The sequence below is a fragment of the Bradyrhizobium sp. ma5 genome, from assembly GCF_042258955.1.
Classification (GTDB): Bacteria; Pseudomonadota; Alphaproteobacteria; order Rhizobiales; family Xanthobacteraceae; genus Bradyrhizobium.
In genome coordinates, this window is sequence record NZ_CP170156.1 from 7,308,094 (window position 1) to 7,320,863 (window position 12,770).

A 12,770-nucleotide genomic window follows, 5' to 3' on the forward strand; every position below is an offset into this window, starting at 1 on the left:
TGACCGCTTCCCGGGCAGCCCGCCGCCGGTCCCGGTACGCATGGCCCGCCAAGCGGTTCGCTCTCTCGCACAAGTCTTCCTGCGCTCAGCGTCAAGAAGGCGGGCCGCCGCTCTGCCTAAGATCGGCGAAACGCTTGTTCGAAAGGAAGACGCATGGTGCAGGACCTTCGTGTGGCCGTCGATGTCGGGGGGACGTTCACCGACATCTGCATTATGGACGAGACGACCGGCCTCATCCGCATCGAGAAGACCTCCTCCACGCGCGATCCGATCGAAGGCATCATGGGCGGCGTGTCCAAGGCCGGCATCGATCTTGCCAGGGTGGCGCTGTTCTCGCACGGCACGACGGTTGCCACCAACGCGCTGATCACCCGCCGCCTGCCCCGCACCGCCGTGGTCACGACCAAGGGGTTCCGCGACGTCATCGAGATCAGGCGCGCCAACAAGGAAGACCTCTGGGATACCTACAAGGACGTTGTCCGGCCCTACGTGCCACGTCGCGATCGCCTGACCGTGCCCGAGCGCGTCGATGCCGGCGGCAAGGTGATCGAACCGCTCGACGTCGAGGCTGCGCGCGACGTGGCCCGCATCCTCAAGCGTCGCGGCGTCGCCGCGGTCGCGGTCTGCTTCATGAATGCCTATCTCAACGGCGCCAATGAACGCGCGATGCGTGACATCCTGCTGGCGGAGATGCCCGACATTCCGGTGTCGATCTCCTCGCAAGTGCTTCCCGAGATCTTCGAACACGAGCGGTTCTCGACCACGGTCGCCAACGCCGTCGTGAGCCCGGTGGTCGTCAATTACACGAGCCGGCTCGGCGAGCGCCTGGCGCACGAGGGCTACACCCGCGATCTCCTGCTGCTGCACACCGGCGGCGGGGTGATGACGCCGGCGAGCGTCAAGGACTTCGCGGCGCGCCTCGCCGGCTCCGGCATCGCCGCCGGCGCCATCGCCAGCCGCTACGTCGCCGGCCTGTGCGGCTTTCCCAACTCGATCGGCCTCGACATGGGCGGCACGTCCACCGACGTATCGCTTGCCTATGAGGGCCGCTCGCGTGTCACCAAGGACTGGCACATCGAATTCGGCTATCCGATCCGCTTCGCCTCGATCGAGGTGCTCACCATCGGCGCCGGCGGCGGCTCGCTGGCCTGGACCGACCCGGCCGGCTCCCTGCGCAACGGTCCGCAATCGGCCGGCGCCCATCCGGGACCGGCCTGCTACGGCAACGGCAACACCCAGCCGACCAACACCGACGCCAACGTGACGCTGGGCCGGCTCGGCACCGACCTCGCCGGCGGCAAGGTGAAGCTCGACCCCGAGCTGGCGCGGAAAGCCGTCGAGAGCGGCGTCGCCAAGCCGTTCGGCCTTGGCCTGCACGAAGCCGCTGACGCCATCGTCAAGGTCGCCAATGCCAACATGTCGGATGCGGTGCGGCTGATCTCGATCAGTCGCGGCTACGACCCGCGTGACTTTGCGCTGGTGGCGTTCGGCGGCGCCGGCGCCCTGCATGGCGTCGACGTCGCGCGCGAGCTGGCGATTCCCGTCGTAATCGTGCCGCCGAACCCCGGCGTGACCTCCGCGCTCGGATGCCTGCTGGTCGACATGCAGCACGATTTCTCGCAGAGCTGCATGGTCGACGCGGCCGACGCCGATGCCGACGAGATCGAAGCGCAGTTCGCCGAGCTCGAGAAAGCCGCGCTCGCACGGCTGACCCATGAGGGCGTCGCACAGCAGGATATAGTGCTGCAGCGGTCGATCGACATGATGTACCGCGGTCAGTGGCGTTCGCTCGCGGTGAACGCACCGCAACCGATCGGCGCAATTTCCGATCTGGTGCAGAGCTTCCACGCCGAGCACCAGCGCGAATACAATTTCCGCCGCGACAGCGCGCCGGTCAGCTTCTTCCGTCTCAATCTGAAGGCAGTTGGCGTGGTTCCCAAGGCCGAATTTGCCGTTCACCAGCCGACCGGCGCTAGCCCCGAGCCGATTGGCCGCCGCAGGGTCTGGTTCGAGGGCAGCGGGCTCGATACGCCCGTCTATCAGCGCGACGACCTGCCCTGCGGCTTCTCCTTTCAAGGCCCCGCGATCATCGAGCAGGTCGATGCGACCACCGTGGTGCCGCCCGGCGCCGCCGCCGAGGTCGACAAATATCTCAACATCATCATCCGCGTGAAGGAGTGAACCATGGCCGGAGCTCTCCCGCTCGACCCCGTAACCTTCGAGGTTCTGAAGAATTCCTTCATTACCAGCGTCGACCAGATGGGCGAGCAGGTGTTGCGGACCTGCTACTCCTTCGTCATCTACAACCGCGACTTCTCCAGCGCGCTGCATGACGCCAACGGCGAATGTGCGGCGCAGGGCAACCAGGATATCGCGGTCCACGTCGGCACGCTGCATTTCACCTGCAAGGACGTGATGCGCCACTTCGAAGGCGACATGCATGAGGGCGACGTCTTCGCGATCAACGATCCCTATGCCGGCGGCACGCATTTTTCCGACGTGCGGCTCATCCGTCCGATCTTCGCCGACGGCAAGATCATCGCCTTCAGCCAGTCCAACGGGCACTGGTCGGACGTCGGCGGCAGCGTGCCGGGGTCGTTCGACGTCGCCGCCCGCGAGATGTTCCGCGAGGGCCTGCGCATCACGCCGGTCCGCCTGTTCGACAAGAACGGCCTGCGCAAGGACGTCGCGCATCTGATCGCCTCCAATACGCGCGATCCGGCCTCGATCATCGGCGATATCCAGGCACAGGCCGAGGCAACCGCGGTCTGCGAACGCGAGATCCTGCGTCTGGTTGGCAAATACGGCCGCGATACCGTCGAGACCGGGCTTGCCGCCGTGCAGGACTATGTCGAGCGCTCGGCACGCCAGCGCATCGCAGCGTTGCCTGACGGCGAATGGGAAACGGTCGACTACATCGACCGCGATCCGGCCGGCGGCGAAGGCATGATCCCGATCCGCATCAAGATGACGATCAAGGGCGACCGCGCGATCTACGACTTCACCGGCAGCCATCCGACCATCGGCTCGATCTACAACTCGGCGTTCGGCGCGACCTTTTCCGCGGTCGCCGCCGGCATGAAGACCTTCTTTCCCGATCTTCCGCTCAATTCCGGCTTCTACCGCTGCTTCGAGATCATCGCTCCCGAAGGTTCGATCGTCGATGCCAAATGGCCGATCGCGGTCACCGGCTTCCTGATGCCGTTCGAGAAGATCATGAACTCGATCTACGAAATGTGGTCGAAGCTGATGCCGGAGCGCGCGCTCGCCTGCGCCTTCAATCTCGAATATCTGCTCACCGGCGGTCTCGACGCCCGCAGCGCCGACAAGCCGATCTTCATGTTCTACGACTGGCTGCCCGGCGGCTGGGGCGGCCGTAACGGCAAGGACGGCAGCAATGTCACCACCGCCTGCTTCGGCACCGGACTGATGTCGCAGCCGGTCGAAGGCCAGGAGCGCGCCAACCCGATCCTGACCACCGAATGCGAGATCCTCAAGGACTCGCCCGGCCCCGGCAAATGGCGCGGCGGCGCCGGCGTGGTGAAGATGTCGCGGATGCTGCAGGCCGAGAAGACCGTGATCTCCTATATCTGCGACCGCGAGCGCGCGATCGTGTGGGGCATCGAGGGCGGCCTGCCGTCGATGCCGCACGGCCTGACCTTGAAGCGCGCCGGCAGCGCGGCCGAGGAGCGATTGGGCTCGATCTTCTCCGACGTGCCGATCGGCGAAGGCGACGTCTTTTCGCGTCCGACCGCCGGCGGCGGCGGGTTCGGCGATCCGCTGGAGCGCGATCCGAACCTCGTGATCGAGGACATCAAGGACGACTATGTCTCGGTCGAGCGTGCCGCCAAGGACTATGGCGTCGTGGTGCACACCATCGACGCCGAGCTTTGCAATTACGAGGTCGACAAGGTCGCGACCGCTTCGCTCCGGACCAAGATCCGCTCCGAGCGCGTCGCCAATGCCCGGCTCGACCCGGAGACGGTGGCGCAGCGTTACCGCAGCGGAGAGATCAACACGTTCGACGTGATCCGAAAGCACGCGGTGATCCTCGACTGGGGCACCGGCGCGCTGCTTCCCGAATCCACCCGTCAATTCCGCGAAGCGTTCGAGCGGCGCTCGGTCGCGATGTGGAAGGTGGGCTGATCGTCGCCGGCGGCCGCGCCGTCGGCAGACGGCGCGGTCAAACCACCAAAGAGGATTCGAGCCGTCGCCTCCCCCTGCATCGCCTGCACTTTCATTCAAACCATGAGGATAGCGCTATGACGATCACGACGTGCCTTTCTTCCAACCGACTGTGGCCCATCCGCTCCGTGCTCGGCATCGCCACGGCCCTCGCCCTTGCCGGCACCGCCACGCCGGCGGCGGCCGGGACCGAGGCACCGTGGTTTCCCATGAAGGTCTACGACGCGTCATCCGGCACGCCGAAGCCGGCGGACTACACGCCGCTGCCGAAGGCCGAAAAGCCCTACAGGCTGTGCGTGCTGTTTCCGCACATGAAGGATAGCTTCTGGGTCGCGGTCGCCTACGGCATCGTGAAACAGGCCGAAGCGATGAACGTCAACATGAACCTCTACGAAGCCGGAGGTTACGAGAACCTGCCCAAGCAGCTTTCGCAATTCGATGACTGCATGGCGAGCGGACCGGACGCGATCATCGTCGGCGCGATCTCCGGCGCGGGGCTCAGCAAGAAATTCGAGGAGGCCAAGGCCAAGGGCGTGCCGGTGGTCGGCGTCACCAATCCGCTGCCGCCGAACGCACTGCCTGCGGCCAACTATGTCGATTTCGTCGCCATGGGCGAAGTCACCGGCGACGGCCTGCTGGCGCAGACCAAGCCCGGCGACAAGCTCAACATCGTGACATTCCCCGGTCCGGCCGGCTCGGGCTGGGCGGAATCGTTCAATGAAGGGTTCAAGAAGGCCATCGCCAAGAATTCGAACGCCAAGATTCTGGCCGAGAAGTTCGGCGACTCCGGCGTCGCGGTGCAACTCCAGTTGATCCAGGACGCATTGCAGGCCTATCCCGCCATGAACGTGATCTGGGGCACCGCTCCCACCGCCGAAGCTGCCATCGGCGCGGTCGCCGAGGCCGGCCGAAGCGACCTGAAGATCGTGTCGTCCTACGAAAACCAGGCCATGCTCGACGCGCTGAACCGCGGCGACATCCTCGCCTTCGCTACCCAATATCCCGTCGGCGAAGGCGCGATCGCGATCGATCAGGCGGTGCGTCTGATCGAGAAGAAGCCGGTCATGAGCCTGGTCCAGCCGGTGGCCACGATGATCGACAAGACCACGGTGCCGAAATTGCAGATGGATCTCGTGCTGGCGCCCGGAAGCTGGACGCCGGTCTATTCGGTCAAGGCCAAGTAGGCATGGTCAAGCAGCCGGCCTGAACGGTCGAGGCGGGAGCGTGCTCCCGCCTGCTGGCTCGCGGCCAACGGAGAAGCGGATGAACGTCGAGATCGACCCGAGGCCGGCCGAACCCTTGCTTCAGTTGCGAGGGATATCGAAGCGATTCACCGGCGTCCGTGCGCTCGATCGCGTCGACCTCGATGTCCGTGCCGGCGAGCTTCACGTCCTGTTCGGCGAGAACGGCGCCGGCAAGTCGACCCTGATCAATGTCGTATCCGGCACGTTTCCCCCCGACGAAGGCACGTTCCGTTTCGGCGGCGAGGAAATCCGGCATCTGACGCCGCAGCGCGCGCGAGAGATCGGCATCAGTCCGGTGTTCCAGGAGTTCTCGCTGATCCCGAGCCTCACCGTGGAAGAGAACCTGTTCCTTGGCCGCGAAATCACGCGCGGCGGAATGTTGCGTGCGCGCGAGATGCGCAAGCGCGCCAGGGCGCTGATCGACGAGCTCGGCTTCGACCTCGATCCCGCGCAACGGATCGACGACCTGTCCCGCGCGCATCAGCAGATGGCCGAGATCGCCAAGGCGCTGCTCGGCCGCGTGCGTCTCTTGATCCTCGATGAGCCGACCGCGTCGTTGACCGAACGCGAAACCGGGCGGCTGTTCGAGCTGATCGCGCGCCTGAAGAGCCAGAATGTCGGACTGATCTACGTCTCGCATCGCATGCGCGAAATCCGTGCCCTTGCCGACCGTGTGACCGTGCTGCGCGATGGCCGTCACATCCGGACTCTCGATGCCGCGAAGTCGACTGACGGCGAACTCGTGGAACTGATGACCGGCCGCACGATCGACCTGCTGTTTCCCACTATCGCCCATCAGCCGGACAAGGTGATGGTCGACGTCGAGAACCTGACGCTCGCCGACGGCAGCGTCCGGGAGGTCAATTTCCATGCCCGGGCCGGCGAGATCACCGGCATCGCGGGCCTCGTCGGCTGCGGCAAGTCGGAGCTGATCCGCGCCATCTACGGCATCGAGCGCGCGTCAGCGGGCGCGATCCGGATCGACGGCGCGCCTTACGAATCTCCAAGGCCAAGTCATAGCCTCAAGCGCGGCGTTGCCTACTTCCCCGCCAACCGGATCGCCGAGGGGCTCGCGCTGTCCCGTCCGATCCGCGAGAACGCATCGATGACCGGGCTCGACCTGCCCGCCTTCGCCCGCTTCGGCGTCTTACGGCAGGCCGCCGAACGCGTGACGATCGCGGGCATCATGACGCAGCTGCAGCTGAGGCCGCCGAACATCGAACGGAGCGCCGGCGCCCTGTCGGGCGGCAATCGTCAGAAGGTGATGCTGGGACGCGCGCTGACGCGCGAGCTGACCGTGTTCCTGTTCGACGAGCCGAGCGTCGGCATCGACGTCGGCGCCAAGCTCGAGGTCTACGAGTTCATGAAGCGTCTCGTCGAGGCCGGCGCTGCCGTGATCGTGGTGTCATCCGAACTGCCCGAGGTGCTGGCGCTGTCGAACCGGCTCTATGTCATGCATCAGGGCCGCATCGTCGCCGAGCTGACGGGCGCCGCGAAGACCGAGCAGAATGTGCTTTCGAGCTTCTTCCGCGATCATCACGCCGCGGAGGTCGCATGAACACGGCCCTGGCCGCCGCAGCGCCACGGGGCTTGGTCAGCCTCCGGTCGATCGCAGGCCGGATCGGGTTGCTGCCGGCGCTGCTTGTGCTGCTCGTGGCCGGCATGTCGTCGGTCGATGCGCAGTTCTATGGCATCATCAACGTCCTCAACATCCTGCGCAACGCCTCGCTGCTGGCGATCGTCGCCTGCGGCCAGGCGCTGGTCATCATCGCGGGCGGCTTCGATCTTTCGGTTGGCGCGGTGGTCGCCCTGGCGAGTGTCGTCACGGCCAAGACCATGGCGGCCACCGCGGCCGCATTCCCCGGCTCCAACGTCCTCATCATCGCAAGCGGGGTCGCGGCCGGGCTCGGTTGCGGCGTCGCGGTCGGGCTCGTCAACGGCTTCTGCGTGGCAAAGCTCAAGGTCTCCGGCTTTGTGGTGACTCTGGGCACGATGTCCGCCACTGCCGGCGTCGGCCTCATGATCACCAACGGCATCCCCGTTTACGGCATGCCGGAGGTATTCGTGAAGGGCTTCGGACGCGCCCAGGCATTCGGTCTGCCGACCGCCGCCCACGTCGCGCTGATCGTGATCCTGGTGATGGTGTTTGCACAGCGACGCACGCTGTTCGGCCGCTACGTCTATGCGATCGGCGGCAATGTCGACGCCGCCGTGGCGTCGGGCGTGACGATCCAGCGCCATATCGTGGGCACCTACGTGGTCTCGAGCGTCCTTGCGGCATTGACCGGCATCCTGCTGACGGCACAGGTCGGCTCCGGGCAGGCAAGCTTTGGCGGCGACCGGATGATGCTGCAGTCGATCGCCGCCGCCGTGATCGGCGGCGTCAGTCTGCGCGGTGGCGTCGGGCGCATCGAGATCGTCGCCATCAGCGCGCTGTTCCTCACGATTCTGGGCAATGCACTCAACCTCCTGCACGTCGACTCGCGGCTCCAGCCGGTCTTCCTCGGCGTCATCATGGTCGCAGCCGTGGCGCTCGACGAACTCAGCCGAGGGAGCAAGCCGCGTGTCTGATCTCGAATTGACCGTTGCCGCCAAGGACACCGACCGGCCGAAGCTGACGCTCGGCCATAGGCTCTGGAGCGCGGTCCTGCCGGTCGCATTGGCAGTGTTGTTGCTCGGCTTCGCCGCGGTCGACCGCGGGGTGCTGTCGCCGGCCAATCTGCTCAACATCGCACAGCAGACCAGCTATCTGGCACTGTTCGCGATGGCGCAGACCGTGGTCATCCTGACGCGTGGTTTCGACCTTGCCCTTGGCCCGACGGTGTCGATGGTCAGCGTCGGCAGCGCGCTCGCGATGGCCGGCGCCACGGCGTCCGGCCACGGCGCGGGGGCTGTGCTGCTCGCCGGGCTCGGCGCCGGCTTCGCCCTCGGCATCGCGTGCGGTCTCTTCAACGGCGTGGTCGTCGCACTGCTCGGGGTCAACCCATTCGTCGCAACCCTCGGCAGCTACAATATCGCGATCGGGATTGCGACCACGCTTTCGGCCGGACGGCCGGTGCAAGGCGTGCCGGCACCGTTCTCGCAGATCTTCTACAGCGGCAGCATCTTCGGGGTACCGGCGGCGATTGTGATCACCGTCGGGGTCGGCATCGCGCTTCATCTGCTGCTGGGCCGCACCGTGTTCGGCCGGTCGCTCTATCTGATCGGCACCAACCCGCGTGCCGCGGCGGTCGCCGGCATGCCGGTCAAGCGCATTTTGGTCGCGACCTATGTGCTGTGCTCGGGACTTGCCGCGCTCGGTGCGATCATGATGACGGCGCGAACCGGATCGGGTGAACCGAACCTCGGCGGCGCGCTCTCGTTGCAGGCGATCGCCGGTGCCGTGGTCGGCGGAACGAGCCTGGCGGGCGGCCGCGGCGGTGTCGGCACCGCCGTGCTCGGCGCCCTGTTCATCACCATTCTCTCCAACGGCATGAACCTCACCCGGATCGACGGATACGTCCAGATGGTCGTGCTCGGCGCGATCGTCATCATCGGCGTGCTGCTGGATCGCCTGCGGCAGGAGCGGCGGCAATGATGTCAGGCTCTCCTATCCAGAACGTCCCGGTCGGACCGCGCGATGCGCCGGCATCGATCTATGTCGCGCCCTCGCTCGCCGCCGCACTCGATGCATTGAGCGAATACGGTGCCGCTGGCGCTCCCTTGGCCGGCGGCACATGGATCATGCGATCGCCGATCCGGCACGAGCCGCTCAGAACCCACTATGTCGCCGTCGGAAGAATCGCCGAGCTGACCGCGGTTCGGATCGGCGGCGATGCCGTCGAGATCGGTGCGGCGGTCACGCACGCGGCGCTTGCGGCATCCTTGGCCGGCCTTCCGCAATTTGCCGGCCTCGCAGCAGCAGCCGGAGGCTCGGCCAACCCCGCGATCCGCGCAATGGCGACGATCGGCGGCAATCTCGCGACGTCGGAATTTTCCGCGGCGGATTGCGTGCCGGCGCTACTCTGTCTCGATGCCGATGTCGAGATCGCGGGCCGCGACGGTCGCGAGCGCATCGGCCTGGCGGATTTCCTCGCAATCCGATCAACGCTCGCGCCCGGCCGCCTGGTGACACGGATCATCGTGCCTCGGGCGGAGCGCAAGACGGCCCATGCCCGCCTGCCGCTACGCCGAGCGGGCGATTATCCGGTCGCCATCGTCAGCCTTTCGGTCAGCGTCGATACGGCGAACCGCGTCCACGCGGCGCGGATCGCGGTTGGCTCGGTCGAACCGGGCGCACGCCGCTGGCCACGGCTTGAAGTGGCGCTGATCGGACATCCACTCGACGCCGCAGCAGCGGCGCGTCGTGCGGCCGAACTGAGCGACGAGTTCGTCGGCCGCGACAGCGTCGATGCGCCGGCCTGGTATCGCGTCAGCGTGCTGCCCGGCCTCGTCCGCCGCGCCGCGATCGCTGCACTTGGCTCATGAACGCGCGGAGATGACATGGGATTCAGCCTGACCGTCAACGGCGATCGCCTATCCTGCGCGGCCGATCCTGCCACCCCGCTGGTCGATATCCTGCGCGAAGAGATGCATCTGACCGGCGCGAAGCCTGTCTGCCGCGAGGGCTTTTGTGGCGCCTGCATGGTGCTGATCGACGGCGAGCCCACGCCTTCGTGCCTGCTGCCTGCTGCGCTGGCCGATGGCCGCGAGATCCGCACCGTCGAAGGCCTTGCACCTCTGGGAATGCTGAACCGCATTCAGGCCGCGCTTGAGGCCAGCGATGCCGTCCAGTGCGGCATGTGCTTTCCCGGCATGGTGGTGAGCTTGACGCATTTCCTGACGACCCGGCCGGATGCCACCCGTGACGACATCCTGATGGCGCTGACCGGAAATATCTGCCGCTGCACGGGCTATGAACGCATCGTCGAGGCGACACTGCTCGCCTTGGCCTCGGCATGATCGGGGGCGCAAGGATGTCAGACGTTTCCGCGACGATGGATCTGCGCCGGCGTGACGCCGCCGACAAGCTGCGTGGCCGCACCCGCTACACCATCGACCGGTATCTGCCGGGCATGCTGCATGCTGCGGTGCTGCGCGCCGGCGTGCCGGCGGGACGGATCATTCGTCTCGATACGTCCAGAGCGGCCCGCATGCCGGGCGTGCGTGCGATCGTGACGGCGGCCGATGCGCCCGGCATGATCGGGATCGGCATCGCCGATCACCCGCTGTTCGCCCGCGACGTCATCCGCTACGACGGCGAGCCGCTCGCCGCGGTCGCAGCCGCCACATTGGCGCAGGCGCAGGCCGCACTCGCGGCGATCGACGTGGAGATCGAGCCGTTCCCCGCAGTCTTGACTATGGCAGATGCGCTGGCATCTGGCGCGCCACTGGTTCATCCGGACTGGCGCAGCTATGAGGTCTTGCTCGAAGGCAGCGCGCGCGGCGGCAACGTCGCCTGGGAGGCGACCGTCGTTCGCGGCAACGTCGATGCCGCCTTTGCCCGGCCCGACGTCGAGATCGTCGAAAGCTGCTTTCGCGTCGGCAGGCAGAACCACGTCGCCTTCGAACCGCGCGCAGTCGTCGCGAGCTACGAGGATGGGCGCTTCCACATCGAGACCTCAACGCAGGTTCCCTGGAGCGTCCGCAATGCGACCGCGCGCCTGCTGGGCGTACCGGCATCACAAGTCCGCGTCACGGTGCCGCCGGTCGGCGGCGGCTTCGGTCTCAAGTTCGATCTGGCCGTTGAGCCTTTCGCCGCCCTGCTCGCCCGCGCCAGCGGCCGGCCGGTGCGCCTCGTCAATTCGCGCGAGGAGGAGATGCTGACCTGCCTGTTCCGCGAGAACGCCGATATCCGCATCCGCTCGGCGGTGACGCGCGCGGGCGATATCGTGGGGCGCGAGGCCGTCGTCCTAATGGACTGCGGCGCCTATGGCGGCGAACAGATCTTCCTGACCACCATGACCGCGCACACGCTCGGCGGAAACTACAGGCTTGGAAGCGTACGCATGGTGTCGCGTGCGGTCTATACCAACACGGCGCCGAACGGCGCCTTCCGCTGCTGCAACGGGGTCTACAACACCTTTGCGCTGGAGCGCCACACCGACGAGATCGCGGCAAGGATCGGAATGGATACGCTCGCCTTCCGCCGCCGCAATGTGCTCGGCGACAAGGATCTCGGCGCCACCGGCCAGGTGTTCAAAGGCGACGTGCTCGGCCCGATGCTCGAGCGGATGGATACGCTGCGCGATGCGGCAGCGCCGCCGCCGGCGCGCACCGACGGCCGGCTCCATGGACGCGCGACCACCGTCGGCACCTGGTTTGTCTTCGTCGGACCATCGGCGGCGACGGTGAACATGAATGCCGACGGCACGGCGACGCTGGTCACGTCCGGTGTGGAGATCGGATCCGGCTCGATGATGCAGAGCCTACCGCAGATCGTGGCCAGCACGCTCGGCATTGCGCCCGAGCATGTGATCGTCCGCGCCGCTGATACCGATGCAGCCGGTTATGACGTCGGCGTCGGCGGCGGCCGCACCACCGTTTCGCTCGGCGCGGCCAGCCTGTCGGCAGCGCAGGAGGTACGCACGAAACTCTTGAAGGTCGCCTCCGAGATGATCGAGGCTGCGCCGGATGATCTCGTCATGCGCGACGGCCGAATCGAGATCGCCGGCGCGCCGGGCTCCGGCCGTACGGTCGCGGAGGTCGCGACCCGTGCCCAGGCTCTGGCTGGCCCGGTGTCCGGCACCGGCGCGTTCACCGGCGCCGGCGTACCGGCGATGCCGGGCTGCGTCGCCGGACATTTCATCGACGCGATCGACATCCCCGTCTTCGCGGTCCACGACTGCGAGGTCGCCGTCGATCCGGAAACCGGACATGTCGAGGTGCTCAGCTATCGCGTGGTGCAGGACGTCGGCCGCGCGCTGAACCCGCGCGCCATCCATGGCCAGATCCAGGGCGGTGTCGTGCAGGGGCTGGGTTACGCGTTGCACGAGGAAGTCACGATCGGCAGCAACGGCCGTGTCTGCCAGAGCGGTTTCGAGACCTACCGCGTGCCGCTGGCGCTCGATGTCGTGCCGGTGGAGATCAGCCTTTACGAGGGTGCGCCGTCAATCGGACCGCTCGGCACCAAGGGTGCCGGCGAGGTGCCGATCCTGAATGTCGGAGCGGCCGTCGCATGCGCGGTTGCAAACGCCACCGGCAAGCGCGTCCAGGCACTTCCATTGACCCCGCCACGCGTGCTCGAACTCCTGCTCGATCGCAAGCAGGATCTGACCCTTCCCCACATTGCCGATGCGTGGGCCGACAATCTGACGCGTTCGCATCAGACACCTCCCAAGACATAGCAACAAGCTGGCGGGC

The 12,770-nt window shown here is 66.7% G+C and carries 9 protein-coding genes; all 9 read left to right on the forward strand.

The window, feature by feature from the left end; genetic code table 11:
* Positions 1 to 156 precede the first annotated feature (156 nt).
* Entirely contained in the window at positions 157 to 2,181 is a 2,025-nt protein-coding gene (locus tag ACE103_RS34500) for a hydantoinase/oxoprolinase family protein (protein ID WP_375781245.1), read from the forward strand.
* Positions 2,182 to 2,184: 3 nt separating this feature from the next.
* Positions 2,185 to 4,146: a hydantoinase B/oxoprolinase family protein gene (locus ACE103_RS34505; protein WP_375776656.1), complete on the forward strand. Its 1,962-nt coding sequence runs from the start codon at positions 2,185 to 2,187 to the stop codon at positions 4,144 to 4,146.
* A 116-nt stretch (positions 4,147 to 4,262) separates the two neighbouring features.
* Complete coding sequence (gene torT / locus ACE103_RS34510; protein WP_223969630.1) at positions 4,263 to 5,369, forward strand: TMAO reductase system periplasmic protein TorT; 1,107 nt, start codon at positions 4,263 to 4,265, stop codon at positions 5,367 to 5,369.
* 79 nt (positions 5,370 to 5,448) lie between these two features.
* Positions 5,449 to 6,987, forward strand: coding sequence for a sugar ABC transporter ATP-binding protein (locus ACE103_RS34515; protein WP_375776657.1), 1,539 nt, complete (start codon positions 5,449 to 5,451; stop codon positions 6,985 to 6,987).
* Positions 6,984 to 8,000 (forward strand): ABC transporter permease, encoded by a 1,017-nt coding sequence (locus ACE103_RS34520; protein WP_375776658.1) that lies wholly within the window; start codon positions 6,984 to 6,986, stop codon positions 7,998 to 8,000. The genes ACE103_RS34515 and ACE103_RS34520 overlap by 4 nt, the downstream gene beginning before the upstream one ends.
* Positions 7,993 to 9,006: an ABC transporter permease gene (locus ACE103_RS34525; RefSeq protein ID WP_375776659.1), complete on the forward strand. Its 1,014-nt coding sequence runs from the start codon at positions 7,993 to 7,995 to the stop codon at positions 9,004 to 9,006. The genes ACE103_RS34520 and ACE103_RS34525 overlap by 8 nt, the downstream gene beginning before the upstream one ends.
* Positions 9,006 to 9,896: an FAD binding domain-containing protein gene (locus tag ACE103_RS34530; RefSeq protein WP_375776660.1), complete on the forward strand. Its 891-nt coding sequence runs from the start codon at positions 9,006 to 9,008 to the stop codon at positions 9,894 to 9,896. Before ACE103_RS34525 ends, ACE103_RS34530 begins: the two co-directional genes overlap by 1 nt.
* A 15-nt stretch (positions 9,897 to 9,911) precedes the next feature.
* Complete coding sequence (locus ACE103_RS34535) at positions 9,912 to 10,370, forward strand: (2Fe-2S)-binding protein (RefSeq protein WP_223969635.1); 459 nt, start codon at positions 9,912 to 9,914, stop codon at positions 10,368 to 10,370.
* A 14-nt stretch (positions 10,371 to 10,384) separates the two neighbouring features.
* Complete coding sequence (locus ACE103_RS34540; RefSeq protein WP_375776661.1) at positions 10,385 to 12,754, forward strand: xanthine dehydrogenase family protein molybdopterin-binding subunit; 2,370 nt, start codon at positions 10,385 to 10,387, stop codon at positions 12,752 to 12,754.
* The last annotated feature ends 16 nt before the right edge of the window (positions 12,755 to 12,770 follow it).

Coding starts and splice junctions, on each gene's coding strand:
- ACE103_RS34505 (WP_375776656.1), top strand. CDS start 2,185: ATGGCCGGAGCTCTCCCGCTCGACCCCGTAACCTTCGAGGTTCTGAAG.
- torT (WP_223969630.1), top strand. CDS start 4,263: ATGACGATCACGACGTGCCTTTCTTCCAACCGACTGTGGCCCATCCGC.
- ACE103_RS34515 (WP_375776657.1), top strand. CDS start 5,449: ATGAACGTCGAGATCGACCCGAGGCCGGCCGAACCCTTGCTTCAGTTG.
- ACE103_RS34520 (WP_375776658.1), top strand. CDS start 6,984: ATGAACACGGCCCTGGCCGCCGCAGCGCCACGGGGCTTGGTCAGCCTC.
- ACE103_RS34530 (WP_375776660.1), top strand. CDS start 9,006: ATGTCAGGCTCTCCTATCCAGAACGTCCCGGTCGGACCGCGCGATGCG.
- ACE103_RS34535 (WP_223969635.1), top strand. CDS start 9,912: ATGGGATTCAGCCTGACCGTCAACGGCGATCGCCTATCCTGCGCGGCC.
- ACE103_RS34540 (WP_375776661.1), top strand. CDS start 10,385: ATGTCAGACGTTTCCGCGACGATGGATCTGCGCCGGCGTGACGCCGCC.